The sequence below is a fragment of the Streptomyces sp. NPDC088812 genome, from assembly GCF_044750285.1.
Classification (GTDB): domain Bacteria; phylum Actinomycetota; class Actinomycetes; order Streptomycetales; family Streptomycetaceae; genus Streptomyces.
The window spans coordinates 136,125-162,682 of record NZ_JBIVJP010000014.1; the positions used below are offsets into that span (position 1 = coordinate 136,125).

General features: G+C 73.4%; 26 protein-coding genes. 7 read left to right on the forward strand and 19 right to left on the reverse strand.

What is annotated here, in order from left to right:
• Position 1 precedes the first annotated feature (1 nt).
• The 3 genes from ACIP67_RS24460 to ACIP67_RS24470 form a co-directional block, all read right to left on the reverse strand.
• Entirely contained in the window at positions 2-1,144 is a 1,143-nt protein-coding gene (locus ACIP67_RS24460) for an acyl-CoA dehydrogenase family protein (protein ID WP_401694556.1), read from the reverse strand.
• A 61-nt stretch (positions 1,145-1,205) separates the two neighbouring features.
• The gene (locus ACIP67_RS24465; RefSeq protein WP_401694557.1) at positions 1,206-2,231 is read right to left on the reverse strand and encodes an LLM class F420-dependent oxidoreductase; all 1,026 of its coding nucleotides are present in this window, start codon (positions 2,229-2,231) and stop codon (positions 1,206-1,208) included.
• A complete protein-coding gene (locus ACIP67_RS24470) occupies positions 2,231-3,436 on the reverse strand; it encodes a CaiB/BaiF CoA transferase family protein (protein WP_401694558.1) in 1,206 nt (401 codons plus the stop codon). The genes ACIP67_RS24465 and ACIP67_RS24470 overlap by 1 nt, the downstream gene beginning before the upstream one ends.
• Positions 3,437-3,697: 261 nt before the next feature.
• Here ACIP67_RS24470 and ACIP67_RS24475 point away from each other — a divergent pair, with 261 nt between their 5' ends.
• Positions 3,698-4,411: a TetR/AcrR family transcriptional regulator gene (locus ACIP67_RS24475; RefSeq protein WP_401694559.1), complete on the forward strand. Its 714-nt coding sequence runs from the start codon at positions 3,698-3,700 to the stop codon at positions 4,409-4,411.
• 199 nt (positions 4,412-4,610) lie between these two features.
• Here the strand turns inward: ACIP67_RS24475 and ACIP67_RS24480 are convergent, their stop codons facing one another.
• The gene (locus tag ACIP67_RS24480; protein WP_401694561.1) at positions 4,611-5,378 is read right to left on the reverse strand and encodes a rhomboid family intramembrane serine protease; all 768 of its coding nucleotides are present in this window, start codon (positions 5,376-5,378) and stop codon (positions 4,611-4,613) included.
• Between the two features lie 166 nt (positions 5,379-5,544).
• Entirely contained in the window at positions 5,545-5,898 is a 354-nt protein-coding gene (locus tag ACIP67_RS24485) for a hypothetical protein (RefSeq protein WP_401694563.1), read from the reverse strand.
• A 322-nt stretch (positions 5,899-6,220) separates the two neighbouring features.
• On the opposite strand from ACIP67_RS24485, the gene ACIP67_RS24490 reads away from it, so the two are divergent.
• On the forward strand, positions 6,221-6,793 hold the full coding sequence (locus ACIP67_RS24490; protein ID WP_401694565.1) for a MarR family winged helix-turn-helix transcriptional regulator: 573 nt from the start codon (positions 6,221-6,223) through the stop codon (positions 6,791-6,793).
• 71 nt (positions 6,794-6,864) lie between these two features.
• Here the strand turns inward: ACIP67_RS24490 and ACIP67_RS24495 are convergent, their stop codons facing one another.
• From ACIP67_RS24495 to ACIP67_RS24540, 10 genes are all read right to left on the reverse strand, one after another.
• Complete coding sequence (locus ACIP67_RS24495) at positions 6,865-7,590, reverse strand: gamma-glutamyl-gamma-aminobutyrate hydrolase family protein (RefSeq protein ID WP_401694567.1); 726 nt, start codon at positions 7,588-7,590, stop codon at positions 6,865-6,867.
• Positions 7,587-9,077: an aldehyde dehydrogenase gene (locus ACIP67_RS24500; protein WP_401694568.1), complete on the reverse strand. Its 1,491-nt coding sequence runs from the start codon at positions 9,075-9,077 to the stop codon at positions 7,587-7,589. Before ACIP67_RS24500 ends, ACIP67_RS24495 begins: the two co-directional genes overlap by 4 nt.
• Before the next feature lie 118 nt (positions 9,078-9,195).
• On the reverse strand, positions 9,196-10,656 hold the full coding sequence (locus tag ACIP67_RS24505; protein ID WP_401694569.1) for an APC family permease: 1,461 nt from the start codon (positions 10,654-10,656) through the stop codon (positions 9,196-9,198).
• A gap of 376 nt (positions 10,657-11,032) precedes the next feature.
• Positions 11,033-11,647 carry a TetR/AcrR family transcriptional regulator gene (locus ACIP67_RS24510; RefSeq protein WP_401694570.1) on the reverse strand — a complete coding sequence of 205 codons (615 nt, stop codon included), beginning with the start codon at positions 11,645-11,647 and terminating at the stop codon, positions 11,033-11,035.
• A gap of 28 nt (positions 11,648-11,675) precedes the next feature.
• On the reverse strand, positions 11,676-12,521 hold the full coding sequence (locus tag ACIP67_RS24515; protein ID WP_401694571.1) for a fumarylacetoacetate hydrolase family protein: 846 nt from the start codon (positions 12,519-12,521) through the stop codon (positions 11,676-11,678).
• 13 nt (positions 12,522-12,534) lie between these two features.
• Positions 12,535-13,458: a 3,4-dihydroxyphenylacetate 2,3-dioxygenase gene (locus tag ACIP67_RS24520; protein ID WP_401694572.1), complete on the reverse strand. Its 924-nt coding sequence runs from the start codon at positions 13,456-13,458 to the stop codon at positions 12,535-12,537.
• Positions 13,451-14,914, reverse strand: a complete 1,464-nt coding sequence (locus tag ACIP67_RS24525) for an aldehyde dehydrogenase (RefSeq protein ID WP_401694573.1) — start codon at positions 14,912-14,914, stop codon at positions 13,451-13,453. The genes ACIP67_RS24520 and ACIP67_RS24525 overlap by 8 nt, the downstream gene beginning before the upstream one ends.
• A 34-nt stretch (positions 14,915-14,948) precedes the next feature.
• The gene (locus tag ACIP67_RS24530; protein ID WP_401694574.1) at positions 14,949-15,755 is read right to left on the reverse strand and encodes an acetoacetate decarboxylase family protein; all 807 of its coding nucleotides are present in this window, start codon (positions 15,753-15,755) and stop codon (positions 14,949-14,951) included.
• An 11-nt stretch (positions 15,756-15,766) separates the two neighbouring features.
• Positions 15,767-16,975: an NAD(P)/FAD-dependent oxidoreductase gene (locus ACIP67_RS24535; protein WP_401694576.1), complete on the reverse strand. Its 1,209-nt coding sequence runs from the start codon at positions 16,973-16,975 to the stop codon at positions 15,767-15,769.
• Between the two features lie 4 nt (positions 16,976-16,979).
• The gene (locus tag ACIP67_RS24540) at positions 16,980-17,168 is read right to left on the reverse strand and encodes a ferredoxin (RefSeq protein ID WP_086728499.1); all 189 of its coding nucleotides are present in this window, start codon (positions 17,166-17,168) and stop codon (positions 16,980-16,982) included.
• Positions 17,169-17,506: 338 nt separating this feature from the next.
• Between ACIP67_RS24540 and ACIP67_RS24545 the strand changes: the two genes are divergently transcribed.
• The 5 genes from ACIP67_RS24545 (at position 17,507) to ACIP67_RS24565 (ending at position 22,362) form a co-directional block, all read left to right on the forward strand.
• Complete coding sequence (locus ACIP67_RS24545; RefSeq protein ID WP_401694577.1) at positions 17,507-18,862, forward strand: glutamine synthetase family protein; 1,356 nt, start codon at positions 17,507-17,509, stop codon at positions 18,860-18,862.
• An 80-nt stretch (positions 18,863-18,942) separates the two neighbouring features.
• Positions 18,943-20,259 (forward strand): cytochrome P450, encoded by a 1,317-nt coding sequence (locus tag ACIP67_RS24550; RefSeq protein ID WP_401694579.1) that lies wholly within the window; start codon positions 18,943-18,945, stop codon positions 20,257-20,259.
• Between the two features lie 129 nt (positions 20,260-20,388).
• Entirely contained in the window at positions 20,389-20,970 is a 582-nt protein-coding gene (locus tag ACIP67_RS24555; RefSeq protein WP_401694580.1) for a sugar O-acetyltransferase, read from the forward strand.
• A 13-nt stretch (positions 20,971-20,983) separates the two neighbouring features.
• Positions 20,984-21,529 (forward strand): TetR/AcrR family transcriptional regulator, encoded by a 546-nt coding sequence (locus ACIP67_RS24560; RefSeq protein WP_401694581.1) that lies wholly within the window; start codon positions 20,984-20,986, stop codon positions 21,527-21,529.
• Positions 21,530-21,795: 266 nt separating this feature from the next.
• Positions 21,796-22,362, forward strand: coding sequence for a universal stress protein (locus tag ACIP67_RS24565; protein WP_401694582.1), 567 nt, complete (start codon positions 21,796-21,798; stop codon positions 22,360-22,362).
• Positions 22,363-22,639: 277 nt separating this feature from the next.
• On the opposite strand, the gene ACIP67_RS24570 is transcribed toward ACIP67_RS24565, so the two are convergent.
• The 4 genes from ACIP67_RS24570 to ACIP67_RS24585 form a co-directional block, all read right to left on the reverse strand.
• Positions 22,640-23,713, reverse strand: a complete 1,074-nt coding sequence (locus ACIP67_RS24570) for an NAD(+)/NADH kinase (RefSeq protein ID WP_401694584.1) — start codon at positions 23,711-23,713, stop codon at positions 22,640-22,642.
• A 139-nt stretch (positions 23,714-23,852) separates the two neighbouring features.
• Positions 23,853-24,515, reverse strand: coding sequence for a YceI family protein (locus ACIP67_RS24575; protein ID WP_401694587.1), 663 nt, complete (start codon positions 24,513-24,515; stop codon positions 23,853-23,855).
• Between the two features lie 206 nt (positions 24,516-24,721).
• Entirely contained in the window at positions 24,722-25,381 is a 660-nt protein-coding gene (locus ACIP67_RS24580; RefSeq protein ID WP_401694589.1) for a response regulator, read from the reverse strand.
• Positions 25,378-26,379 carry a sensor histidine kinase gene (locus tag ACIP67_RS24585; protein ID WP_401694590.1) on the reverse strand — a complete coding sequence of 334 codons (1,002 nt, stop codon included), beginning with the start codon at positions 26,377-26,379 and terminating at the stop codon, positions 25,378-25,380. The genes ACIP67_RS24580 and ACIP67_RS24585 overlap by 4 nt, the downstream gene beginning before the upstream one ends.
• Positions 26,380-26,558: the final 179 nt, after the last annotated feature.

The window sequence follows — 26,558 nt, forward strand, 5'->3', positions numbered from 1 at the left end:
CTCAACCGAGCAGGGAGCGGCCGATGATCTCCTTCATGATCTCGGTGGTGCCGCCGTAGATGGTCTGGATGCGGCCGTCCAGGAAGGCCTTGGCGACGCGGTACTCGGTCATGTAGCCGTAACCGCCGTGCAGTTGCAGGCACCGGTCGACGACCCGCTTCTGGAGTTCCGTGGCCCACCACTTGGCCATCGAGGCGTGCACGGCGTCGAGTTCGCCCCGGTTGTGCTCGCTGACGCAGCGGTCGAGGAAGCTGCGGGTGACGGCGGCCTCGGTGGCCATCTCGGCGATCTCGAAGCGGACGTGCTGGAGCCGCGCCAGGGGCCGGCCGAAGGCCTCCCGTTCCTTCACGTACCGCACGGTGACGTCCAGGATCTCCTCGGCGGCGGCCGCGGCCGCGACGGCGATGGCCAGCCGTTCCTGGGCGAGGTTGGCCATGAGGTAGGTGAACGCCCGGTTCTCCTCCCCCAGCAGGTTCTCCTTGGGCACGCGGACGTCGTGGAAGAAGAGTTCGGCGGTGTCCTGGGCCTTCTGGCCGATCTTGTCGAGGTTGCGGCCGCGTTCGAAGCCCGCCATGCCGCGTTCGACGACGAGCAGGCTCTGGCCGCCGCTGCCGCCCTCGGGGGTGGTGCGGGCCACCACGACGACGAGGTCGGCGAGGATGCCGTTGGAGATGAAGGTCTTGGTGCCGTTGAGGAGGTAGTGGTCGCCCCGGTCGGTGGCGGTGGCGCGGATGCCCTGGAGGTCGGAGCCGGCTCCGGGTTCGGTCATGGCGATCGCGGTGATGATCTCGCCGGAGGTGTAGCCGGGCAGCCAGCGCCGCTTCTGCTCCTCGGTGGCCAGACGGGTCAGGTAGGGCCCGACGATGTCGTTGTGCAGTCCGAGGGCGAGACCGGAGGCGCCGGCGCGGGCGAACTCCTCGGCGAGCACGGCGCTGTAGCGGTAGTCGTCGGTGCCTCCGCCGCCGTACTCCTCGTCGACCGCGAGTCCGAGGAGTCCCTGGCGGCCCGCGGAGCGCCACACCTCGCGGTCGACCACTCCCTGCTGTTCCCAGCGCTCGTGGTGCGGGAGCACCTCCTTGGCGAGGAAGGTGCGCACGGTCTCTCGGAAGGCCTCGTGCTCCAGGCCGTAGAGGTCACGCTTCATGTCGTCTCCCAGGGGGTGGGGGCGGGGTACGGCGGTCGCGCGGTCATGGGCCGGCGGGTGGTCACAGCCAGCCCTTGACGCGCTCGACGAGCCGGGCGGGGTCGGATCCGACGGGGGTGACGTTGAGCATGGTCACCCCGGCCTCGCGGAAGGCCTCGACGCGGTCGCGGACGTACCCCTCGGGCCCGGCCAGGCTGACCAGTTCGCACAGTTCGGCCGGTACGGCGGCCTCGGCGTCCTTCTTGCGGCCGGCCAGGTAGTGCTCCTGGATCGCGGCGGCCGCGGCCTCGTAGCCGTAGGCGCACACGAGGTCGTGGTAGAAGTTGCGGCCCGGTGCGCCCATGCCGCCGACGTAGAGGGCGATCATGGGGCGCACCAGGTCGCGCACCGCCTCGGCGCCGTCGCCGACGGCGAGCAGCCCGCCGGCGACCACGGACAGCGGGCCGAGCGAGGGATCGCGCAGCGCGGCGCCCTCCGCGAGCGGTGTGCCCCAGACCTTGGCGGCGTGCTCGGGGACGTAGAGGAACGGCAGCCAGCCGTCGGCGAGTTCCGCGGTCATCCGGACGTTGGCCGGGCCGAGGGCGGCCACGTAGACGGGGACGGCGTCGCGGACCGGGCGGGTGAGGAGCTTCAGCGGTTTGCCGAGGGTGCCGCCCTTCTCCGGCGGCAGCGGCAGGTCGGTGATGCCGTGGTGCTCGATCACCTCGCGGCGCCAGATGCGCCGGGACAGGCCGATCACCTCGCGGGTGCGGCCGAGCGGCCGGTCGTAGCGGCGGCCGTGCCATCCCTCCACGACCTGGGGGCCGGACGCGCCGATGCCGAGGAGGGCGCGGCCGCCGGTGAGGGCGTCGAGCCCGGCCGCGGTCTGCGCGATGAGCGCCGGGCTGCGGGAGTAGACGTTGAGGACGGCCGAGCCGATGCGCAGCCGTTCGGTGCGCGCGGCCAGATAGCCCATGATCGTCGGGGAGTCGAAGCCGTACGCCTCGGCCACCCAGACGGCGTCGAGGCCCGCGGACTCCAGCGCGGCGGCCTCGTCCGCGGCGGCGCGCGGGTCGCCGGCGTAGGTCAGCGGCGTGGACAGTTCCATCAGCGGGGGTCCTTCCGGGAAGACGCCACCGGGGCGGGCTGCTCGGGGACGAGGCCGGGGGCGGGATCGGGGACGAGGTCGGGGACGTCCCAGTCGTGGGCCACCTCGGCGGTGTGCGCGCCGGGCCGCGGGGGCGGCAGGCGCAGTGCGCCGGGAGTGGCGGAGAAGCGGGGGGCCGGAGCGGGCTGGAGGACGCCGTACGCCTCGGTGAAGGTGCCGCGCTCCGTCAGGTGCGGGTGGCGGGCGGCCTCGCCGAGGGAGAGCACCGGGGCCACGCAGGCGTCAGTGCCCTCGAAGACGGCGGTCCATTCGGCGCGGCCCGCCGTCTTGAACCGCGCGGCGAACCGCGCCCGCAGCTCGGGCCACCGGCGCGGATCGTCACGGTCGGGCAGCTGCTCGTCGGCGAGTCCCAGCAGCCGTACGAACTCGGCGTAGAACTGCGGTTCCAGGGCGCCGACCGCCATCCAGCCGCCGTCGCCCGTCTCGTACACCGCGTAGTAGGGGCACCCGCCGTCGAGCAGGTTGGTGCCCCGGTCGTCGCGCCAGGTGCCCATGGCGAGCATGCCCCACAGCAGGGCGGTGAGGTGGGCGGTGCCGTCGACGATGGCGGCGTCCACCACCTGGCCGCGGCCGGTGCTCCGGGCGGTGAGCAGGGCCGCGAGCACGCCGGTCACCAGGTAGAGGGAGCCGCCGGCGTAGTCGCCGAGCAGGTTGGCGGGGATCGCGGGCGGGCCGTCGGGCGGGCCGATCACGCCGAGGGCTCCGGCGGTGGCGATGTAGCCGATGTCGTGGCCCGCCCGGGGCGCCAGCGGTCCGGACTGGCCCCAGCCGGTCATCCGCCCGTAGACGAGTGCGGGGTTGGCGGCCAGGCATTCCTCCGGTCCCACGCCGAGGCGTTCGGCGACACCGGGGCGGTACCCCTCGATGAGGACGTCGGCGCGGCGCACGAGCGCCCGCACCGTCGCGGGCCCGTTCGCCGCCTTCAGGTCGACGACGACGGACCGCTTGTTGCGGTGGGTCACGTCGCGGGCGGGGTCGAGGCCGAACGGGGCGGGCCCGGGCCGGTCGACGCGTACGACGTCGGCGCCGAGGTCGGCGAGCAGCATCGCGGCGAACGGACCGGGTCCGATCCCGGCCAGCTCCACCACGCGCACTCCGGCCAGGGGCCCGGTGCTGCGGGCTGGGGTGTGACGGGTCTGGCTCATCGGTTCCTCTCTCGGAGGCAGGCCATCGCGCGGCCTGCCTGCCGGGGACTTACTGAGCGTTCGCTAAGAAGGTAGGAAAGGCGGTGTCGACGGTCAACTCCTGTCACACATCGAGTTTTTGACTACGCCGATCGGGCAACCTTCAGACTCGCCCGTCATTCACTGAACGATCGATAAGCGATCGAGCGGCGGAAGGTCGCCTCCGCGGACGTATGATGTCCGCCGGCGTCCGACCCGCCCGACCGGCCAGAAGGAGAGTCGTTGAGCACCGAACCGAGCACCGAACCGAGCGAGGACACCGCAGCCCCCGCGCACCACTGGCGCTCGTACGGACCGCTCGATCTCCATCCGATCCTGTGGCACGCCATGACCGCGTTCAACGAGCACGGCTACCACGGCACGTCGGTCCGTGACATCGCCGGCCGGGTCGGCGTCACGGTGCCCGCCCTGTACTACCACTACGAGAACAAGCAGGCCCTCCTGGCGACGCTGCTGGAGACGTCCATGAAGGACGTCCTGGACCGCTGCCGGGCCGCGGCCGCCGAGGCCGGCGACGACCCGCTGCCCCGGTTCTGCGGCATGGTCGAGTCGATCGTGCTGTACATGGCGAACCGCAAGGGGCTCGCCTTCCTGGACACCGAGATCCGCAGCCTGGAGCCCGAGAACCGGGCCCGTTACGTGGCGCTGCGCGACTACCTCGAGCACATGCTGCTCGACACCGTCGAGAAGGGCATCGCCCGGGGCACCTTCACCACGCCGATCCCGGCCGACGCGGTCCGCGCGGTGCTCATCATGTGCCAGGGCGTCGCCAACTGGTACCGGACCGACGGTCCGCTGACCGCCGAGGAGGTGGCCGAGCGGCATGTGCTGCTCAGCCTGGGCACGGTGGGCTTCCCCGGGCCGACCGGCGACCGGGCCGGGGCCGCCCTGCCCGTGTCGCGCCGCCGGACGCAGAAGCCGCGTGCGGCACGCTGACGCGGCGGCGGGGACGGCCGGACGGCGGAGGTGGCGGGACGGCGGAGTGGCAGGGACGGCGGGGACGGCGGGGGTGGCGGGGACGGCGGGAGTGACGGGGCTCCCGCCCCTGCTCGGGGGTCACAGGGCGGAAGCCCCCGACCCTGCTTCCGGCCGGCCGGGCCTCCCGGATGCAGCGGAACCGCGCGGGGTCGCAGGGTCAGAGCAGACCGAGGTCGCGGAGTTCCTTGTGCAGGTCGGCGCGCGGGTGGCCGGACGGGGCCGGCAGCCACTTGGACTCCTCGGGCCGGGTGTCGCCGGCCTCGGGCCGGGTGTCGCCGGCCGATCCGTCCCTGCCGTCCGGGCGGCCGGTCCGTGGGGCGCCGTCGCGCCGGCGACGGTCGCGCAGCAGCCATGCGCCGGCCAGGCCGCCGATCAGCCCTCCGAGATGCCCCAGCCAGCTCACCCCCGGCGTTCCGGGCACGGCGACGGTGAGGAGATAGGCGAACGAGGCCGCCATGACGACGCCGATCAGTGAGTCGACCAGGTGCCGGTCGACGAGGCCCCGCACCACGACGTAGCCGAAGAAGCCGTAGATCAGACCGCTGGCCCCGACCGTGTTCGCCGCGTCCCGCTCGAAGAGCCAGACCGCCAGACCGCTGCTCACGGCGACGAGCAGGCTCAGCGCGAGAAAGCGGGCCACCCCTCGGTAGGCGGCGAGGAACCCGAAGACGAAGAGCGGCCCGGAGTTGCTCTCGATGTGCGCCCAGTTCCAGTGCAGGAAGGGCGCGGTGAGGATGTGGGGCAGCGTGTCGAGGTCGCCGGAGACCACGCCGTACTCCCGCGACAGGCCGTAGTCGTCGGCGAAGTTGGCGAGCTGCACCAGCCAGACGAGGACCACGAAGGCGAACATCACGAAGAACGCCTTCCGGGCCTCCGCGACCATCCGCTCGGACGCAGCGGCCATCCGCTCGGACGCAGCGGCCATCCGCTCGGATCCGACAGGCCGCGCGCCTGCCCGGACCACCCGGCTCCTGTCCCCCATGACGCGCTCCCTCCCCCGGCGGACACTTCCCGCACACGCTACCGGCACGCCTCGCGGACACGACGGCGCAGGGCCCGGGGCCCCAGGGCCTCCCCGCCGGGACGGCCGGTCAGCGCGGGCCGATCCAGCGCCGGACGGCGGCGTTCGTCGTGTCGTCCAGAGCACTCAGCGCCTCCATGGCGTGCAGGTCCTCCGGCGCGGGCGCGACGCCGACGCGGGTGAGGGCGGCGTGCAGCTCCAGCCGTCGGCGGTCCGCGGGGGGCAGCCGCCGGGAGAAGCCGCCGGCGGCCCCGGCGTCGTCGTCCTGCCCGGTCCGCCCCTGGGGCGGGACCCGCCAGTCCTCGTCGCTCCACTCCACCGTCCGGGCCGGCGCGGCACCGACGTCGACACCGCAGCGGTAGGGGTCGAGGACCAGCCGAGGCACCGTCAGGGCCGTCGGTGGGTACTGCCGTTCCCGCATCATGACCTCCAGCTTCCGGGCGTTCGTCCCGAACGGAGAGAACGCCTCGCACGGCCGTCGGTTGCGCGATCCCCCGCAGACCACTCGAACGCCCCCAAAGCCATCTAGTCGCTCTTGTCGCTAGTCGCAGTAGTCGCTCTAGCCGCTCGTCTCTCTAGTCGCTCTAGTCATTCGTGACGCTGGTCGCTCTAGTCATTCGTGACGCTGGTCGCTCTAGTCATTCGTCCCTCTCGTCGCATGGTCGGTGCTGTCGCGCCCGTACAATTCGGTACCGAACGACCGGGGCCGCCGGGCCCCGGTCCGATGACGACGCGAGGGAGCACCCGTGCCCAGCCAGCGGTCCATCAGCGAGGCGGAGAAGCTCGCGGAGGCGAAGCTCGGCGGCATTCCCGTCCGGCGGGAGCAGATGGCGGCCGTGGCCAACATCTACCGGGCGGCGTCCGCCGTGCGCCAGCACCTGGAGAACTCCGTACTGCGCGGCTCGGACCTGACCTGGACCGCCTTCGTCGTGCTGTGGGTGGTGTGGGTGTGGGGCGAGTCCGAGACCCGGCACGTCGCCGAGGAGGCGGGGATCTCCAAGGGCACGCTGACCGGGGTGGCACGCACGCTCCAGTCGCGCGGTCTGCTGCGGCGGGCCGGCCATCCCACCGACGGACGCCTGGTGCTGCTCGCCCTCACCGAGGAGGGCGAGGAGTTCATGCGCCGGGTGTTCCCGGCGTTCAACGAGGAGGAGGCGTTCGTCACCTCCCGGCTGAGCGACGCGGAGTGCCGCGGTCTCGCCGACGGGCTGCGGCGCGTGGTGCTCCAGGTCGAGGAGGAGGGCGAGGAGCGGCGCCGGACGCTGCTGAACGGCGTGGAACCCGCGCCGCGCCGCAGCGGGCGGCGCGCCAGGGGCTGAGCCCCCCCCTCAGCGGCCCCCCTCTCAGCGGCCCTCCTCTCAGCAGGCTCCCCTCCCCTCAGCGGCTCCCCTCAGCGGCTCCCGCGCGCCGAACGGACCAGGGCGTCGAAGAGCCGCTGCTGGACCGGGTCCTCGTGCGCGGTGTCCTCCGGGTGCCACTGCACGGCCAGGAACCGGCCGTCGCCGCCCGTGAGTTCGACGGCCTCGACGGTCCCGTCGGCGGCGCGGGCGGTGACCGCCAGCCCCTCCCCCAGGCGGTCCACGTGCTGGTGGTGGTAGCAGGACGCCTCGGCCTTGTCGGCGCCGGTGATCCGGCTCAGCGCCGAACCGGGAGCGAGGGCGACGGGGTGCCGGACGTGGCGGTGCTCGCGCTCGGGGCCGCCCATGTCCTGGTGCAGCGTGCCGCCGAGGACGGTGTTGACGACCTGGAGGCCGCGGCAGACGGCCAGCAGCGGCAGCCCGCCCGCGAGGGCCTGCCGGGCGAGTTCCAGGTCGAACGCGTCCTGCTCGTCGTCCACGTCGTAGACCGCCTCGTGGGCGTCGGCCGCGCCGTAGCGGTGGGGGGCGAGGTCGCCGCCGCCGGGCAGCAGCAGGCCGTCGAAGCGGGCGAGCCGGGCGGCGACCTCGTCCGGGTCGGCGGTGCCGCCCGGGGCGTGCGGGTGGACGGTGACGGGCTCGCCGCCCGCCCGCCAGACGGCCTCGACCAGGGCGCGGGCGTTGACCTCCGCCGCGTACCGCAGGGCCGAGGTGGTGGCGGCGAACCGGGCGGGCACGGCGATCAGCGGGCGGTGCGTCACAGCTGGATCCAGGTGGTCTTGAGTTCGGTGTATTTCTCCAGGGCGTGGGCGGACTTGTCGCGTCCGTTGCCGGACTGCTTCATGCCGCCGAAGGGCACGGTCAGGTCGCCCTCCTCGTAGCAGTTGACCCACACCGTGCCGGCCCTGAGGGCCCGGGAGACCCGGTGGGCGGTGGACAGGTCGGACGTCCACAGTCCGGCCGCGAGGCCGTACTCGGTGGCGTTGGCGAGGGCGACCGCCTCGTCGAGGTCGTCGAAGGCGAGGACGGACAGCACGGGTCCGAAGATCTCCTCGCGCGCCAGCCGGCTGTCCGGGGCCACCCGGTCGAAGACGGTCGGTTCGAGGTAGACGCCGCCGGTCCCGGTCAGGGTGCGCGCACCGCCGGTGCGCAGCCGGGCGCCGTCCTCGCCGCCGCCCCGGACGTGGCCGAGGACGCGCTCCAGATGGCTCTCGCCGACCAGGGCGCCCATCTCGGTGGCGGGGTCGAGGGGATCGCCCACGCGCAGGGTGCGGGCCCGCGCGACGACGGCCTCGGTGACCTGTTCGGCGATCGAGGAGTGCACCAGCAGCCGGGAGGGCGCGGTGCACATCTCGCCCTGGTTGAAGAAGATGCCCCAGGCGGCGGTGGCCGCGGCCTTCTCCAGGTCGGGGGCGTCGGGCAGGACGATGTTGGGGGACTTGCCGCCCAGCTCCAGCCAGACGCGCTTGAGGTTGGAGTCGGCGGAGTAGCGCAGGAAGTGGCGGCCCACGGCGGTGGAACCGGTGAAGGCCAGCACGTCGACGTCCGGGTGCAGGCCGAGGGCGCGGCCGGCCACGAGGCCGTCGCCGTTGACGACGTTGAGCACGCCCGGCGGCAGACCGGCCTCCAGGGCGATCCGGCCCAGCAGGAGCGCCGACAGCGGGGAGTTCTCCGAGGGTTTGAGGACCACCGTGCAGCCGGCGGCCAGTGCGGGGGCGACCTTCCATCCGGCGAGCGTCAGGGGGAAGTTCCAGGGCACGACCGCGCCGACGACGCCGGCCGGCTCCCGGGTGACCAGGGCGAGCGCGTCCGGTGCGGTGTGCGGGGACTCGTCGGTGAGTTTGTCGGCGAGCTGCCCGTACCAGCGGAAGGTGCCGATGAGGGCGCGGAGTTCGATGTCGTGGGCGTCCCTGACGGGCTTGCCCATCTCCAGGCTCACGGTGAGCGCCAGTTCCGCGCGGTGCTCCTCGAGGAGATCGGCCAGGCGCACCAGGACGCGGCCCCGGTCGGCGGGGGCCAGCCTCGGCCAGGGGCCGTGGTCGAAGGCGCGTCGCGCGGCGGCGACGGCGGCGTCGATCTCGGCGGCGCCGCCGTCGGCGACCTCGGTCAGCACCTGGCCGTCGCGGGGCGAGACCGCGGAGAACGTGCTGCCGCCACCGGCCTCCTCGGCACCGTCGATCAGATGCGCGCGGAGCGGCTCCAGCGCCTTGGCCCGGCGGAGCCATTCCTCGTGGGTGGCAGCGGTCATGCGGTCCTCCAGACCACGTCGTGAATGAGTACGGTCGTGAATGAGTACGAAGGGGGTGCGGGGCCGTCCGCCCGGGGCGCGCGTCGGGGGCGCGCGTCCGGGCGGCCGGGTGCGCGGATCAGTCGGTCGGGGGCTCGGTGCGCCGGCGCCGGACGCGTTCGTTGGCGACGCCGAGCGCCATGACGACGGGCACCGAGAGCACGAGCCACAGCGCCGTGCTCGCCTCGCCGCCGATCAGGGTGGTGAAGTTGGCCAGGACGAGCCAGATGGCGCCGGCCAGGCCGAGAGCACCGAGCACCGGGGCGACCAGCGTGTTCCAGACCCGGTCGTCCACGCGCCGGCGGCGGAAGAACACGATGACCGACACCGAGGTCAGCAGGTAGAGCAGCATCATGGCGAGCACGGCGAGGCCGCTGAACCAGGAGAAGAGGTGCACCACCGGGTCCTTGCCGGCCAGCGCGAAGGGCACGACCAGGGCCGCGGCGATGACGGTCTGCACGCAGCCCGCGATCCACGGGGCGTGCCGGCGGTTGAGCCGGCACAGGCCCGCGGGGAGCTGTCCGTCGCGGCCGAGGGAGAACAGGTAGCGGTTGGCGGAGTTGTGGAAGGTGAGGATGCCGGCGAACAGGGAGGTGGCCAGCAAGACCGGCAGGACGTCGTTGACCCAGCCGCCGAACAGGTCGGCGATGGGGGCGAAGACGAAGCCGGAGGAGTCCCCGGCGGTCAGCGCCGCCCCCGCGGCCGCGGGGGCCTTGGAGGCGCCGTAGGAGGAGATCAGCATCCAGGAGGTGAGGGCGAAGAAGCCGGTGACCACCACGACCGACAGGTAGGTGGCGCGCGGCACCGTCTTCTTCGGCTCCCTGGCCTCCTCGCCGTAGATGGCGGTGGCCTCGAAGCCGAACATCGACGCCACGGCGAACATCACGGCGACGCCCGGTGCGCCCTGGAGGGCGGCGGACGGGGAGAAGCTGTCGGCCACGCCGAGCCCCTCGGGCCCGCCGCCCGTGACCAGGGTGACCAGGCCGAACACCAGCAGGATGCTGAACTCGGCGAGCACGAACACGGCCAGGACGCGGGCGCCCATCTCGATGCCGGCCGCACCCAGCGCCTGCACCACGGCCATGGTGACCAGCGCGTACACCCACCACGGCAGGTCGAGTGCGGTGTGGTCGGCGACGAGGGCGCCGACGATCGAGCCGTACAGGCCGTACATCGAGGCCTGGATGACGCAGTAGGAGAACAGGGCGACGCTCGCGCTGCCCGCGCCGGCGGTCCGGCCGAGGCCGGTGCCGATGTACGTGTAGAAGGCGCCGGCGTCCACGACGTGCCGGCCCATGGCGACGAAGCCGACGGAGAAGAGCAGGATCACGGCTCCGGCCAGCACGTAGGCGGCGGGGGTGCCGGCTCCGTTGCCGAGGGCGACCGAGAGGGGGGCCGCGCCGGCGATTCCCGTGAGCGGGGCCTGGCCGGACAGCACGAAGAAGAGGATGCCCAGGACACCCAGGGCGTTGGGTTTGAGTGTGGCTGCAGTGGGGGCGTCCCGCACGGTCCGCTGGGCGGAAACCGTCTGACTGTCCACTCGGATCACCTGCCAGAGAAGGGAAGAGGTCGTTTCAGGCCAAACGAGTTGCCTCATCGTGGGGCGGAACTATCCGTTTGACAAGGGGGTGGGGGCAGGGAATCCCGCGGTGCGGCGAATCCTTACGCCGCCGTGACCGGGGCACCGCCACGTGCACCGCGACCGGGCACCGCCACGGCACCGCGACCGGGGCACCGCCACGGCACCGCGACCGGGGCACCGCCACGGCACCGCGACCGGGGGCACCGCCACGGCACCGCGACCGGGGGCACCGCCACGTGCACCGGGGCCGGGGGCACCGCCACGTGCACCGGGGCCGGGGGCACCGCCGCGTGCACCGGGGCCGGGCGGGCGGACGACCTCGTGGAGCTCGGGATCAGTTCCCGGACGGGCCCTCGGCCAGCCCTTCCAGCAGGGCGCGCAGCTCCGTCAGCGCCTCCTCGGTGACCTCGCGCTCGCCGAAGACGAGCTGGTGCAGGACCAGCCCCTCCAGCGCGGCGAAGACGAGCCGGGACATGCCCCGGCCCACCGGCTCGGGCAGCAGCCGGGACAGCTCACGCCGGCTGGCCTCGAAGTACTCCTCGTACAGACTCCGCAGGTGCGGCAGCAGTTCCGGCCTGCGCCGGGCCTCCAGCAGCAGCTCGTACTGGAAGGCCTGGAGCTCGGGGCCGGACTCGACCATGTCCGGGAGGCCGGTGGCGAAGTCGGCCGCCCGGCCGGTGCCGATGTCGAGCGCGCTGCTGTTCAGCGAGGAGCGGATGGCGTGGGTGACGGCCTCCTCGATCAGCGCGTCACGGGAACCGAAGTGGTGCACGACGAGCCCGTGGGTGACTCCGGCCTCCTGGGCGACGGCCCGGTAGGTGAGCCGGCGCAGACCGCCCCGGGCCACCACGCGCACGGCCGCGTCCAGCAGGGCGACCCGCCCGGTGCCGTAGTTCGTCACGCGCTTGCGGGGACGGTGCTCGCCGGTGGGGTCGACGGGGTCGGTCATGGCGTCGACCCTACCGGCGGGCCTCCGGTCAGCGCTTCGGCGGCCTGATGCCACGGAACTCCCAGTCGCCGCCGAGGGCGGTGGAGAGCACCTCCTCGGACTCGGTGGGCTGCGCGCCGACGTCGGTCCGGACGGCGGTGGGGCCGGTCACCACGTGGTTGGTCAGCCTGCCGAGGCCCTCGACCTCCACCTCGACGACGTCGCCCGGCTGGACGGGCCGGGAGTTGGCCGGGGTGCCGGACAGCAGGACGTCACCGGGGTACAGGGTGATGGTGCGGGCGATGTCGGCGACGAGGTAGTGCATGTCCCACGTCATCTCGTCGGTGGAACCGTCCTGGACGACCTCGCCGTTGACGTAGGTGCGCAGCCGCTTGGCCCGGAAGTCCCAGTCGGTGACCAGGCCGGGGCCCAGCGGACACAGCGTGTCGGAGCCCTTGACGCGGAGCATGGAGCCGGCGTCGGTGTCGCGGAAGTCGTGCAGGCCGTAGTCGTTGGCGACCGTGTAGCCGGCGATGTACTCGCCCGCCTCGGCCGGCGAGATGTTCCGCGCGGTCTTCCCGATGACGACGGCGACCTCCCCCTCGTAGTTGAGCCACTTGCAGCCCTCGGGGCGCACGATCGCGCCCTTGTGGCTGTTGAGCGAGGAGGTCGGCTTGTGGAAGTACGTCGGGGTGTCCGGCAGTCCGATCCGGAACTCGTCGACGCGGCTGCGGTGGTTGAGGTGGACGGCGATCACCTTCGACGGCACCACCGGGGGGAGGTGCTGCGCGTCGTCGATCGTGACGCGGCGGCCGTCGCCGGCGACGAGTTCGTCACCGTCGACGGTGACCTGGACGGCTGCGCCGTCGAGGAGGATGCGGCGGTACTCGGGCATGTCGGGTGTCCTTCTAGGCGCGGTCGGTGGGGGCGGATGCGGGCCGGCCGGTGCCGGTCCAGCCGTCGGCCGGGCGGTCGAACCAGAGGTGGACCTGGCCGGTGCCGATGGAGTTCTCGTACGCGCCGTACTGGCGGGCCTTCGCCGTGCACGCCTGCTCGCCGAGGGCGCCGGCCATCATCAGGTAGTGGAAGAACTTCGCCTCGGGCTTGTACTTCCAGAACGCGTCCATCGTGTCGAGGACCTTGTCGTGGCGGCCCTCCTTGAACCAGGCGATCCGCTCGTGGTCGGCCGCGCGTGCCTCGGGGGTGAAGATGTGGACCGGGTCGCTGGCCTCGTGGTCGCGCAGCTCGCGCAGCGGCCAGAAGGTGTGCGAGAGCGCGCCGGAGGCGATCAGCAGGACGCGGCGGCCGGGGGTGGCGGCGATGCCGTCGGCGAGCGCGCGGCCGAGGCGCAGGTGGTCCTCCATGTCGCCGGTCTGGCAGACGCCGATGGTCACCCACCGCTTGTCCGGGAGGCCCTCGCCGAGGAACTTCCACAGGTTGATCGTGGCGTAGTAGACCGGCAGGTACGCGTCGTCGATCGGGGTGATCCAGGTGCCGTGCTGGTCGGCGAACGAGGCGATGTTGTGGGCGAGTTCGGGGTCGCCCGGATAGTCGTAGGGCATCCGGCACATGCCGCGCGGCAGTTCCTCGGAGGTGAAGAGGCCGGCCCTGCGGTCCTGCGCGGTGACGACGAACTCGACGGTGGTGGCCCAGTGGGAGTCGAGGACGACCACGGTGTCGTAGTCGTCGCGTGCGAAGACGTCCTCGCGGAGCTGCTCCAGGCCCGTGACGAGGGTGATCTCCTTGCCCTCGTTCAGCTCCAGCCGGTCGGCCTCGGGCAGCACGATGGTGGGGACGTGGGCGAGCAGGCCCGCCCCGACGATCTCACCCATGGTCCTTCCATCCCTTCGGTGCGGTGACGGTGTTCTTCAGGTCGCAGTAGAAGTCGAAGCTCCAGGTGCCGCCCTCGCGGCCGACGCCCGAGTGGCGGGAGCCGCCGAAGGGGGCCTGGAGGTCGCGGACGAAGAAGCAGTTGACCCAGACGGTGCCGGCCACCAGCTGGGCGCTGACGCGTTCGGCGCGCTCGGGGTCGCCGGTGGCGAGGGTGGCGGCCAGGCCGAAGCGGGTGTCGTTGGCCAGGCGTACGGCCTCGTCCTCGGTGGTGAAGGTCTGGAGGGTCAGGACGGGGCCGAAGACCTCCTCCTGCACGATCTCCGAGTCCTGGGCCACGTCGGTGAGGAGGGTCGGCGCGTAGTACTGGCCCTCTCCCCGGTGGCCGCCGATGACCGCGCGGGCGCCGGCGGCGATCGCCCGCTGCACGAACCCGTCGATCTTCTCCAGCTGGCGGGGGTGGATGTTCGGGCCGATGTCGGTGGCCTCGTCGCGCGGGTCGCCCTGCCGCAGCCGAGCCGCCTTCTCGGTGAAGCGGCGGGTGAACTCCTCGGCGACCGGCTCCTCGACGAGGATGCGGGTCGCCGCGAGGCAGACCTGGCCGGCGTTGTCGTACTGCTCCACCGCGAGGTCGACGGCGAGGTCGAGGTCGGCGTCGGCGAAGACCAGCAGCGGGGACTTGCCGCCCAGCTCCAGGCTGAGGGGGGTCAGGTGGGGGGCGGCCGAGGCGGAGATGTGCTTGGCGGTCGGCACGGACCCGGTGAAGCTGATGCGGCGCACGTCCGGGTGCGAGGTCAGCGCGTCGCCGATCTCGGAGCCGTATCCCTGCACGACGTTCAGCACGCCGGCCGGGAGTCCGGCCTCGGCGGCGATGTCGGCGAGCAGCGAGGCGGTCAGCGGGGTCCACTCGGCGGGCTTGAGGACCACCGTGTCGCCGGCGGCGAGGGCCGGGGCGATCTTCCAGGAGGACAGCATCAGCGGCGCGTTCCACGGGGTGATCAGCACGCACGGGCCGGCCGGGTCCCAGGTGACGTGGTTGGTGTGGCCGCGGGTGTCGAAGTCCTCGTGGTCCAGCGTCAGCAGCCAGTCGGCGAAGAAGCGGAAGTTGTGCGCGACCCGCGGCATGACGCCGCGGCGGTGGGAGCGCAGCAGGGCGCCGTTGTCGTTGGTCTCGACGACGGCGAGTTCCTCGATGCGCTTCTCCACCCCGTCGGCGACGGCGTGCAGGATGCGGGCGCGCTCGGCGCGCGGGGTGGCGGCCCAGCCGGGGAAGGCTGCCTTGGCGGCGGCGACGGCGGCCGCGGCCTCCATGGCGGTGCCGCGGGCGATCTCGCCGAGGGCGCTGCCGTCGATCGGGGAGACGTCGGTGAAGGTGTCGGTGGAGGCGACGCGTTCGCCGCCGATGTAGTGGCGGGTGTCGACGGCGACGCCGGCCACGGTGATGAGGTGCTCGCTCATGGTCTCGGGGCTCCTGGGGGTCGTGGGGGCGGGTTCACTCGGCGCCGGACGTGCCGGACTCCAGCAGCCGGCCGCCGTCCCACACCACGCCGACCTGCCGGTAGTACGCGGCGATCGGCTCGCGGATCTCCAGCCGGGCCAGCTCCTCGGTGGGCGCCTCGAACAGCTCCAGCTCGGCGTCGCCGACCCAGGCCTGCCCGCCCTCGAAGGAGGCGGCGCCGGACTCGATCAGCTCGTCGAGCGCGAGGCCCTTGCCCTTCTCGATGGACGGCAGCCAGCGGTGGTGGGCCATGGGGTGGCCGTTGACGAAGCCGTTGGTGTCGGAGGGCTCGCGCAGGGTGACGACCGTCTGGGCGAGGCGGCGGTCGGCGGCCGCGAGGGTGGCGCCGAAGCGGGCGCCGGCCTCGATGCGCGGGGCGGGCCCGTAGGGGTGGGGGCGGGTCTGGTGGATGGAGCCGAGCTTCTTCGGGTAGCCCTGGTGCAGTCCGCGGGCGATCGCGAAGTCCTTGTCGACCCAGATGTAGACGCAGCGCGTGTAGGTCTGCCCCTTGTACTGGCAGCGGACGACCGCGAAGGCCTCCTTGTACTGGGCGAGCACCGGGTCCAGCAACTCCCGGCCGTCAGCCGAGCAGGACTGCCAGTCGGCCCAGATCAGCGCGACCGCGCCGGGGTCCTCGTCGGCGAGCTCCAGCGGCTCGGGCAGCAGTTCGCGCACCCGGGCCGGGTCGGTGCGGTACTCGACGGTGAGCAGGTCGCCGGAGTAGCGCCAGGGCGGCGAGGGGATCAGCGACGAGGCACCCGTCGCCGTCTTGGGGTGGAAGTATCCACGGACACTGGTCACTGGGGGTTTCCTTACGCGGTGAGGGCGGGCTGCTGGAGGAGGGCGGCGCGGTGGCGGGCGGCGGCGGCCGCGGCGGCCTGCCCGCCGAGGGCGACGACGCCGACCAGGCGGCCGCCGGTGTGGTAGCCGACCAGGACGTCGCCGTCGAGGTCGCCGTCCAGGACGCGCACGTCCTCCTTGCCGAGGGCGGGGGCGCCGAAGGACTGGAGCCGGAAGTCGTGCTGGTCGCTCCAGAAGGTGGGCAGCGGTGCGAACGGCGGGAGGCCGGCGTCGGCGCCGGTGAGGTGGGCGGCGAGCACCTTGGCGGCGTGCTTGGCGGTGTCCGTGGGGATCGACCAGTGCTCGACGCGGCGCGGGACGCCGTCGTAGCGGGCGTTGGGGAAGCGGGCGACGTCGCCGACGGCGATGACGTCGGGGCGGCCGCCGGCCCGCAGGTGCTCGTCCGTGAGCACGCCGTCGGTCAGGTCCAGGCCGTTGCCGTCGAGCCACTCGGTGTTGGCGACGGAGCCGACCGACTCCACGACCACGTCGGCGGCGAGCACCGTGCCGTCGGCCAGGACCACGCCGGTGACCCGGTCGTCGCCCTCGAAGCCGGTGACCCCGGTGCCGAGGGCGAAGCGGACGCCCCGCTGCTCGTGGCGGTCGAGCAGCGCCCGGGCGAGCAGGTCGCCCAGCGGGCCGGCCATGGGCAGCGGCAGCGGGTCGACCACGGTGACCTCGGCGGCGCCCAGGGCCACGGCGGTGGCGGCCACCTCGCAGCCGATGAACCCGGCCCCGACCACGACCACGCGCGCGCCGGGCCGGGTCAGCGCCTCCCGCAGCCCCTGGGCGTCGGCCAGGGTGCGGACCGTGTGCCGGCCGGTGCGGGGGCCGGGGCAGCGCAGCCGACGGGGCCGCATGCCGGTGGCCACGACCAGGCCGCCGTAGGGCAGGACCTCGCCGTCGTCGAGTTCGACGACGCGCCGGTCGAGGTCGGCGGCGACGACCCTGGTGCCCAGGCGCCACCGCACGTCCGCGACGCTGGCGCGGGGCCGGAAGGCGAGGGACTCGAACGGAGCCTTCCCGGCCAGGACCTCCTTGGACAGCGGGGGCCTGTTGTAGGGCATGTGGGGCTCGTCGCCGACGAGGGTGATCGGCCCGTCCCAGCCGGCGGCGCGCAGCTGCTCGGCGGCGCGCAGGCCGGCCATGGAGGCGCCGGCCACGACGACGGAGGTGGTCATCGGTTCAGTCCTCGATCCGGATGGCCTGGAGGGGGCAGACGTCGGCGGCCTCCTCGACCTCGTCGCGCAGCGCCTCGTCGGGGTCGGGGACGTAGGCCAGGTGTCCGGCGTCGTCGAAGCTGAAGACGTCGGGTGCGGCGAAGACGCACTGACCGTGGTCCTGGCACTTGTTCATGTCGACGACGACCTTCATGGCCGGTCCTCCTGGTGCTGAGGGGGGCGTCGGGGCGAGGGGGAGAAGGGCCCGGACCGCTGGGGGTCCGGGCCCCGGCCAAAGGGGTGGGCCGAAGCCGACCCCAACTCGTTTGGCTTCAAACAACATAGGAAGCGGCGGAGGTCTGGTCAATAGCTATCCGGATGGATAAATTTCTGCGACAGACCCCTTGCGGGAAGGTGAAGGCGTCCATACCGTTTGGCACCAAACAAGCGGCGTCCTGCGTACTTCCCCGCAGTCCGAGAGCCGCGCCCCCTTTCCGCTCCCCCAGCGCCCAGCGCTCCGGGAGGCGCCCCCTTTCACTGGAGGAGACACCGGTGAGCGCATCCGACATCCCGTCCGTCCACCGCCACATGGAGCAGCTGGCCGCCGAGGGCATCGACGTGGTCCGGGTGACCTATCCCGACCTGATCGGCACCGAACGGGCCCGGGACGTCCTGCTGGACCACCTGCCCTCGGCCTGCGACCACGGCCTCGCCTTCTGCCGCGCCGTCTACCACACCAGCCCCCAGGGCGACGTCGTACCGGTGAGCGGAGGCCTGGACGCCGGTCTGCCCGACATCTGCGTGCGCCCCGACCTGGACACCCTGACCGCCCTGCCGTGGGAGCCCGGCGTCGCCACCTGTCTGGGCGAGGTCACCGACCCGGCCACCGGGCTGCCCGCGCCGGAGTCCCCCCGTGACCTGCTGCGCGCCGTGATCGACCGGTGTACCGAGCACGGGCTGCACCCGGTGGTGGGCCCGGAGCTGGAGTACTTCCTGTGCGACGCCGCCCCGGACACCCCCGCGGGCTGGCGCCGCTACAGCGACGCCGAGGGCGTCGTCTACACCGCGGGCCTGCGCGCGGACGGCGACAACCACCTGCTGCGCACCCTGCGCCTGCTGCGCGACCTGGACATCGGCGTCACCAGCGGCAACCACGAGTTCGACGGCTCCCAGTTCGAGATCAACCTGACCCATTCGGACGCCGTCGGGGCCGCGGACCGCGCCTTCCGCTTCAAGGCCGCGGTCAAGGAACTGGCCCGCAAGGAGGGCCGTCTCGCGACCTTCATGGCCAAGCCGTTCAACGGCGCGGGCGGCTCCGGCTTCCACCTCCACCTGTCCTGCGTGGACGACCGGGGCGACAACGCCTTCGACGACGTGTCCGCCCCCTACGGCCTGTCCGCCACCGCCCGCCACGCGGTGGCCGGCGTCCTCGCCCACGCCCCCGCGCTCGCCGCGCTGGCCAACCCCACGGTCAACTCCTACAAACGCTTCGGCCCCGACACCCTCGCACCCTGGCTGATCGACTGGGGCCTGGACAACCGCAGCGCCATGGTCCGCATCCCGCCCGAGCGCGGCTCCGGCTCCCGCCTCGAACTGCGTCTGGGCGACGCGAGCGCCAACCCCTACCTGCTGATCGCGGGCACGATCGCGGCGGCCCTCCTGGGCGTCCTGGCCGGCGAGGAGCCCCCCGCCCCGCTGGAGGGCTACGGCTACGACACCACCAAGGCCGCCGTCCTGCCGACGACGCTGCCCGCGGCGCTGGACACCCTGGAGGCGGACACCGCGCTGACCGAGGTGCTCGGCAAGGACTTCACCGCCTCCTACCTCTCGTACAAGCGCGACGAGGTCGCGCGCTTCCACCGGCACGTCACCGACTGGGAGTTCACCGAGTACGCCTACCACCTCTAGGACGCTTCCGGAGATCAGCCGGAAGCCCCCCGGCCCGCCGCCGGGCCCCGCCCTCGCCGCCCCCGCCCAGGAGAACCACCATGACCAGCCCCACCGCCCCCGCCGTCCCCACCACGGGCGCCGAACTGCGCGCCCGTCTCGCCGAGCCCCTGCCGCTCGAGCAGGTGAACCTCGCCGACCTCGACAACTTCGCCGACGGCGTCACGCCCTGGCGCATGTTCCACACCCTGCGCCACGAGGACGCCGTCCACTGGCAGCCCGAGGAGGCCCCGAACTCCGGCTTCTGGGCCGTCACCCGGCACGCCGACATCGCCCGCGTCGACCGCGACGCCGAGACCTTCACGTCCACCCGGTTCGTCAACCTGGAGGAGGTGGACGACGACCAGATCAAGAAGCGCGCCTCCATCCTGGAACTGGACGGCGTCCGCCACCGCGCCCTGCGCAGCCTGCTCCAGCGCCAGTTCGGCGCGAGCGTGATCAACAGCTACGCCGACTTCCTGCGCGGCCTGACCGCCACCACCCTGGACGCGGCCCTCGCCAAGGGCACCTTCGACTTCGTCGGCGAAATCTCCGCGGACTTCCCCATCAACGTCCTCGCCCGCCTCCTGGACGTGCCGCCGGAGGACAACCAGCAGCTCATCGACTGGGGCAACCGCATCATCGGCAACACCGACCCCGACTACGCCGACGTCCTCCTGCACAGCGAGGAGAGCGAGAAGTACCGCGACCTGCCCTTCCGCTCCCCCGCCTCCCTGGAGGTCTTCGAGTACGGCCGGGAACTGGCCCGGCAGCGGCGCGGCGGCAGCGGCACCGACCTGATCTCCCGGCTCGTCAACGAGACCCCGCGCGACGGCGTCCCCCTCTCCCCCCAGGACTTCGACAACTACTTCCTGCTCCTGGTCGTCGCCGGCAACGAGACCACCCGGCACACCATCACCCACTCGATGCTGGCCCTCCTCCAGCACCCCGAGCAGCTCGCCCGGCTCCAGGAGGACCCCTCCCTCATCCCGACGGCGGTGGAGGAGTTCCTGCGCTGGGCCTCCCCCGTCTACCACTTCCGCCGCACCGCCACCCGGGACGTCGAGCTCGGCGGCAAGCGGGTCAAGGAGGGCGACAAGGTCGTCATGTGGTTCGCCTCCGGCAACCGCGACGAGCAGGTCTTCGGCAACCCCTACGACTTCGACGTCGCCCGCCGCGACAACGACCACGTCACCTTCGGCAAGGGCAGCCCGCACCTGTGCCTGGGCAACCTGCTGGCCCGCACCGAGATCCGCATCATGTTCGAGGAGCTGATCCCGCGCCTCGCGGACATCAGGCTCGCGGGAGACGTCCCGCGCGTGAGGTCCAACTTCGTCAACGGCATCAAGAAACTGCCCGTCGAGGTCACGCTCGCCTGAGGGCACGGACAGGGCGAGGGGATGGCCGGCTCCCGTGACGGGGGCCGGCCGCCCGGCGTTCACAGGACGGCCCGTCGTGTGCGGCACCGGAGTGTACGACCGTACGTACCTGAGTGTACGATCGTACGCATGCCGACGGACCACTTCGCGGGTGACCCGCGCACCCACCTCGAACGCATGCTGGCGGGCGACCTCTACATCGCCGACGACCCCGAGATCGCCCGGCGCCAGCAGCGCGCGATGCGGCTCGCCGCCCGCTACCAGGCCGCCTACACCGAGGACGCCGCCGCGGCGCGGCCGCTCCTGGCCGAACTGCTCGCCTCCGTCGGCGACGGCGTCGAGCTGCGCCCGCCGCTCCACGTCGACTACGGCAGCAACATCACCATCGGAGCCCGCACCTTCGTCAACTACAACCTGACCGCCCTGGACGTCGCGGCGATCACCATCGGCGAGGACTGCCAGATCGGCCCCAACGTCCAGCTCCTCACCCCCACCCACCCCGTGGAGCCCGGCCCGCGCCGGGACAAGCTGGAAGCCGCCCTGCCGATCACCATCGGCGACAACGTCTGGCTCGGCGGTGGCGTCATCGTCTGCCCGGGCGTGACGATCGGCGACAACTCCGTCATCGGCGCCGGCGCGGTCGTCACCCGGGACGTCCCCGCGAACGTCGTCGCCGTCGGCAACCCGGCCCGTCCCGTCCGGGACATCTGACCGGCGCCCGCCCATGGCCACCGGACACACCGACCCGCAGCGGCGGGAGCGCATCCTCGCCGCCACCCTCGACCACATCGCCGACGAGGGGGTCGCCGGCGTCTCCCACCGCAGGATCGCGGGCCGGGCCGGCGTCCCCCTCGGGTCGATGACCTACCACTTCAGCGGCATCGACGACCTGCTGCACGAGGCGTTCAGCCGCTTCGCCGACGGCATCGTCACCGTCTTCGAGCACCATCTGAGCCCGGCCCGCACCCCCGCCGAGGCCCGGGAAGCCGTCACCGACCTCGTCCACGCCCTGTCCGAGGGCTCCCGCCGCGACCTGGTCCTCGCCCACGAGCTGTACACCCTCGCCGCCCGGCGTCCGGAGTACCGCGAGCTCACCCAGAACTGGATGCACCGCAGCCGCCGGCTCCTGGAACGGCACTTCGACGCCGACACCGCCCGGCAGCTCGACGCCCTGATCGAGGGCCTCGCGCTGCACCGCTCCCTGGACACGGCCCCCCAGAGCCGCGACCTGACCCTGCTGGCGGTCACCCGCGTCACCTCGACCACCTAGGACGGCGCGTCCGGAGCACCCCTGGCACCCGCCGATCCGGCCGGCCCCCCGGCACCCGATCCGGACGGACACCCCCCGGCACCCGAGACCGCCCGTGGGGACGCGGGCCTGACACCGCGTCCCCACGGGCCCGCTGCCGCCGACGACCGTGCGGCCGGGGTGGCAAGTCCGCGGGGATCCGGGGCAGGAGCGGGGGTGGAAGAGGTCGCGGTGACGCACGGCGAACGGGAGGGCCCGTCCGCCGGCGCCGGGAGAACGGGGAGGCGATGTCCGTGTCCGACGGGCGCCCGGTCACGCGTGTCGTCGTCGGGGTCAGCGGTTCGCCCGGAAGCCTCACGGCGCTGCGCCGGGCCGCCGCCGAGGCCCGGCACCGGCGGGCGGAGCTGTGGCCCGTGCTCGCCTGGGAGCCGCCCGGCGGACACCTCGCCGCGCACCGGCTCCCGGACGCGTCCGTCGCGGGCGAGGACCACGAGCGGCTGGCACGGCGGACCCTGCTGTCCGCGCTGCGTGACGTGTTCGGCGACAGCGGCGCCGACCTGCCCGTCCGGGCCCGCGTCGCCCGGGGCGCGCCGGGCCGTGCGCTGGTGGGGATCGCGGGCCGTGAGGACGACCTGCTCGTCGTGGGAGCCGGCCGGCGCGGCCCGCTGGGCCGGGCGCTGTGGCCGTCGGTCGGCCGGTACTGCCTGGCCCACGCCGCCTGCCCCGTCCTCGCGGTGCCGCCCTCCCCGCTCCAGGCCGCGCTGGTGAGGGCACGCCGTCGCAACCTGTGGCGGCTGCGGCTGGACACCGGCCACCTGGAGCGGGAGTTCACGTCCGTACCGCCCGACGCCTGACGGGCCCTCGCACGCCGCGGGAGCGCGGTGGCGGGCGGACGACGCGGCCGGGGCCCGGCTCGGCGCGGCCGGGCCGCCGGCGTCAGCAGGAGCTGTCACGTCCGTTCTCCCCCCGCCGGCCGGGCGTCGTCCGCACCGGCTGCTCCGAGGGTGCCCCGGCCCGGGGCCGCCCCAGGCCCCTCGTGAGCGAGCCCAGTGGTTCGGCGAGCGCGATGGGGCCCTGATGCGCCGGTGGCGCCGGTGGCGTCGCCGGGCCCGGCTATGGCGCCGGGGGCGGCTACGGCGCCGGGGCCGGGTCGTCCGGGTCCGTGGGCAGCGCGAGGTGGGCCATGTCCCCCGGCGGCGGGGTGGTGACCGACCACAGGGGCGCCGCGGCCCCGTCGGCGACCGCGGCCGGGGCGTCGGTCAGCCTCATCCGCTCGCGCAGCCGGCCGTAGAAGTCCATGCGTCCCAGGCGGGCCGCCCGCAGCCGGCGCGGGGCCGCGTACACACCGATCCAGTCCCCCGGGTCGAGCACACCGCGCAGTTGACCGTCGACGCTCACGGCGGCCTGGCCCGACCGTTCGAGCACGCGCAGCCCGACGGGCTCGTCCGGGGCCGTCACGACCGAGCGGTCGAAGGTCATGTGCGGGGCGACCGGAGTGAAGACCAGCGCGTCGGCGCGCGGCGAGACGACGGGGCCTCCGGCGGCGAAGCTGTAGGCGGTCGAGCCCGTGGGCGTCGCCACGAGCAGGGCGTCGGCGGAGTAGGACGCCAGGAGCCGGCCGGAGACGTAGACGCCGACCGACACCTGACGGTCCCTCGACAGCTTCTCCAGCACGATGTCGTTCAGCGCGAAGACGTTCAGCGGGATGCCCCACTCGTCGTCGACCTCGCAGTCGGGGCGTACCCGGGGAGGCGGCAGCAGCGGCCCGCGCCCGTACCGCAGCAGCGCCTCCATCCCGGCCGGCACCTCCAGCCGACGCGAGGCGCGCAGGGTGAGCAGCATGCGGTGCTCCACCGTGAGCCGGTCCTCCCGCACGGCGTCCAGGGCGGTGCGGACGTCGGCGACGGGCACCTCCGTCAGGAAGCCCACGCGCCCCAGGTCGACGCCGAGGACGAGGGCGTCGTGCTCGGCGGCCAGCCGGGCGCCGCGCAGGAAGGTGCCGTCGCCTCCCAGGGTGACGACGAGGTCGGGATCGCCGGCGGCGTCGATCTCCTCACCCGCGCTGCGCCGTTCGTGGTCCTGCCACACGTCGATGTCCGCGCAGGGCACGGCGTGTTCCGCGCACCACGCGCGAACGGTGCGGGCGGCCGCCACGGCTTCCGGGCGCCCGCCGTGCACGACCAGGCCGAGCCGGCTCACCGTCACGTCTGCCTCCCTGCGTCGCGGCCGGCCCTCAGTACACCGTGCGCGCACACGTGCCCCGGCGTGCCACGCCGGGGGGCGGGGGCGCGAGGCTGGTCGGCGGGCGGCCGTCCCGCACACCCTGACGTCGGCTCCCCCGACGTCAGCCGGCCGGCGGGGCGGTACGGATGGCGGCGATGTCGAACTGGAGGCGTACCTTCTCGCTCACCATCGCCCCGCCTTCGGCCAGCCGCGAGTTGTACGACAGGCCCCAGGCACAGCGGTCGATGGTGGTGGTGCCGTCGAACCCGGCCCGCTGGTAGCCGAACGGGTCGGTGACGTGGCCGATGTAGGTGAGCTCCAGGACGACGGGCCGGGTGACTCTTTTGATGGTGAGGTCACCGGTCATGCGGTAGACGTCGGTGCCGCCGAGTTCCACGGCGGTACTGGTGAACCGCATGTGCGGGTAGGCCGCGGCGTCGAGGAAGTCGCGGCCCACCAGATGGGCGTCGCGCTGTTCCACGCCGGTGTCGACGCTGGCGGTCGACAGCACGATCTCCGCCCGTGACCGGGCCGGGTCCCGGCCGTCGAACCAGAGGCGGCTCTCGTACTCGGTGAACGCCCCGCGGACCGTGGTCACCATGGCGTGCCGGACGGAGAACCCGATCCTGCTGTGCGCGGGGTCGATGACCCAGTCCCCGGTGAGTTCCGCCAGGGCGGGGTCCGGAAGCACGGCGGTGGCGGAGCCGGAAGCGCCGTGGCCGGGTTCGGGCGCGTCCGGGAGTGCGGGGCGGCGGAACGACGTACCGCGACTGAACAGATTCATAATGCATTTGATTACTGCACAGGAGTTCATCCGATCAAGTCCCCGTCGACATAAGGGGATTTCGGATTTCGGAGCGGGCCCCTCCTGCACCTCCTTCACATATTCGACGCACGGAAATCCATGAAGCCGTCACCGAATCCGCAAGAATTCGGGAGCGCCACCGGCCGGATAAAGCGCCGGCCGGGCAGGCGGGGCGTGCGGGGGTGTCACGGCAGCAGGCGCTGTTCCTTCGCGACCGCGACGGCGCCCGCGCGGGTGTCCACGCCGAGCTTGTCGTAGATCCGGCGCAGATGCGTCTTGACCGTGGCCTCGCTGATGAACAGGGCCCGGGCGATCTCCCGGTTGCCGAGGCCGAGGGCGAGCTGGGCCAGGATGTCGCGTTCGCGGTCCGTGAGGGAGGGGCGCGGGCTGCGCAGGTTGGCCATGACCCGGCCGGCGACCGGCGCGGAGAGTGCCGTACGGCCCTGGGCGGCGGCGTGGATCGCGGCGAAGAGTTCCTCGGGGCGTTCGGCCTTCAGCAGATAGCCGGTCGCGCCCGCCTCGATGGCACGGGTGATGTCGGCGTCGGTGTCGTAGGTGGTCAGCACGAGGACGTGCGGGCGGGGCCCGGGGGCGGTCGTGAGGCGGCGGGTGGTCTCCGCCCCGTCGATGCCCGCGCCCAGTTGCAGGTCCATCAGCACGACGTCCGGCGTCAGCCTGGCGGCGAGGGCGAGCGCCTCCTCGCCGGTCCCCGCCTCGCCGACCACCTCGATGCCGGGGGCGCTGTCGAGCAGGGCGAGCAGCCCGGCCCGGACGACCACGTGGTCGTCGCAGACCAGGATGCGCACGGGGGGCCGGACGGCGGACGGTGCCGCGGGGTCGGTCATCGGGTTGTCTCCAGGGGGACGGCGGCGGACAGGACGGTGCCCTCGCCCCGCGCCGACTCGACGGTCAGGGTGCCACCGAGCTGTCCCAGCCGGGCACGCATCGCGGGCAGGCCGTGACCGCGCTCCCCGGCCGGGGAGGCGGGCGGCGCGGCCGGGTCGAAGCCGTGTCCGTCGTCGGTGACGTCCAGGACCACCTGGTCGTCCAGGAGGGTGAGGGTGAGCGCGGCGGTGGACGCGTCCGCGTGCTCCCGGACGTTGGCCAGGGCTCCCTGGGCGATGCGCAGCAGGGCCGACTGGACGCGGTCCGGCAGCCGCGGGGGCCGGCCGCCGGCGTCGACGTGGACACGTACGGTGAGGTGGTCGCCGGACTCCCGCTCTGCCAGGGCGCGCAGCGCGACGTCGAGACCGCCGCCACGGGCGAGGTCGGCGGGGGCGAGATCGTGCACGAAACGCCGGGCCTCGGCGAGATGGTGCTCCGCGACGGACGCGGCGGACCGGACGTGGGCCCGCGCCTTGTCCGGGTCGGACTCCCACACCCGGTCCGCCGCCTGGAGCAGCATGCGCTGGCTGGACAGGCCCTGCGCGAGGGTGTCGTGGATCTCCATGGACAGCCGCTGGCGTTCGGCGAGGGTGCCCGTGCGGCGCTCCGACGCGGCGAGTTCGCGGCGGGTGCGGATCAGGTCGTCGATCAGGGCGCGCTGCCGGGCGGCCTGCCGCTCGGTCCGCAGGAACACGGTCGTGGCGATGGCGGCGACGGCGGGGGGCGCGAGCAGCAGGTTGGGGTCGAAGGTCCCGGCGAGCCGGAGCTGCGCGGCGACGACGAACGCCGTCAGGACGGTCACCAGGGCGAGGGCCGCACGGGTCGGCAGGGTGCGCAGGCCCGTGTAGAAGAGCGGCACCGCGCACCAGGAGAAACTGGGCGCGAGCACCACGAGCACCATCCACACCACGACGACGGCACCGAACCGGGCCGGTCCGAACCAGGCGGGTCCGGGCACGGCGGGTCCGCGCACGGCAGGTCCGGGACCGACAGGTCCGGGACCGACAGATCCGGGACCGACAGATCCGGGACCGACAGATCCGGGACCGACAGATCCGGGACCGACAGATCCGGGACCGACAGATCCGGGACCGACAGATCCGGGACCGACAGATCCGGGACCGACAGATCCGGGAC

Coding starts and splice junctions, on each gene's coding strand:
- ACIP67_RS24460 (WP_401694556.1), bottom strand. CDS start 1,144: ATGAAGCGTGACCTCTACGGCCTGGAGCACGAGGCCTTCCGAGAGACC.
- ACIP67_RS24465 (WP_401694557.1), bottom strand. CDS start 2,231: ATGGAACTGTCCACGCCGCTGACCTACGCCGGCGACCCGCGCGCCGCC.
- ACIP67_RS24470 (WP_401694558.1), bottom strand. CDS start 3,436: ATGAGCCAGACCCGTCACACCCCAGCCCGCAGCACCGGGCCCCTGGCC.
- ACIP67_RS24480 (WP_401694561.1), bottom strand. CDS start 5,378: ATGGCCGCTGCGTCCGAGCGGATGGCCGCTGCGTCCGAGCGGATGGTC.
- ACIP67_RS24485 (WP_401694563.1), bottom strand. CDS start 5,898: ATGATGCGGGAACGGCAGTACCCACCGACGGCCCTGACGGTGCCTCGG.
- ACIP67_RS24500 (WP_401694568.1), bottom strand. CDS start 9,077: ATGACCGCTGCCACCCACGAGGAATGGCTCCGCCGGGCCAAGGCGCTG.
- ACIP67_RS24510 (WP_401694570.1), bottom strand. CDS start 11,647: ATGACCGACCCCGTCGACCCCACCGGCGAGCACCGTCCCCGCAAGCGC.
- ACIP67_RS24515 (WP_401694571.1), bottom strand. CDS start 12,521: ATGCCCGAGTACCGCCGCATCCTCCTCGACGGCGCAGCCGTCCAGGTC.
- ACIP67_RS24520 (WP_401694572.1), bottom strand. CDS start 13,458: ATGGGTGAGATCGTCGGGGCGGGCCTGCTCGCCCACGTCCCCACCATC.
- ACIP67_RS24525 (WP_401694573.1), bottom strand. CDS start 14,914: ATGAGCGAGCACCTCATCACCGTGGCCGGCGTCGCCGTCGACACCCGC.
- ACIP67_RS24535 (WP_401694576.1), bottom strand. CDS start 16,975: ATGACCACCTCCGTCGTCGTGGCCGGCGCCTCCATGGCCGGCCTGCGC.
- ACIP67_RS24540 (WP_086728499.1), bottom strand. CDS start 17,168: ATGAAGGTCGTCGTCGACATGAACAAGTGCCAGGACCACGGTCAGTGC.
- ACIP67_RS24550 (WP_401694579.1), top strand. CDS start 18,943: ATGACCAGCCCCACCGCCCCCGCCGTCCCCACCACGGGCGCCGAACTG.
- ACIP67_RS24555 (WP_401694580.1), top strand. CDS start 20,389: ATGCCGACGGACCACTTCGCGGGTGACCCGCGCACCCACCTCGAACGC.
- ACIP67_RS24560 (WP_401694581.1), top strand. CDS start 20,984: ATGGCCACCGGACACACCGACCCGCAGCGGCGGGAGCGCATCCTCGCC.
- ACIP67_RS24565 (WP_401694582.1), top strand. CDS start 21,796: ATGTCCGTGTCCGACGGGCGCCCGGTCACGCGTGTCGTCGTCGGGGTC.
- ACIP67_RS24575 (WP_401694587.1), bottom strand. CDS start 24,515: ATGAATCTGTTCAGTCGCGGTACGTCGTTCCGCCGCCCCGCACTCCCG.
- ACIP67_RS24580 (WP_401694589.1), bottom strand. CDS start 25,381: ATGACCGACCCCGCGGCACCGTCCGCCGTCCGGCCCCCCGTGCGCATC.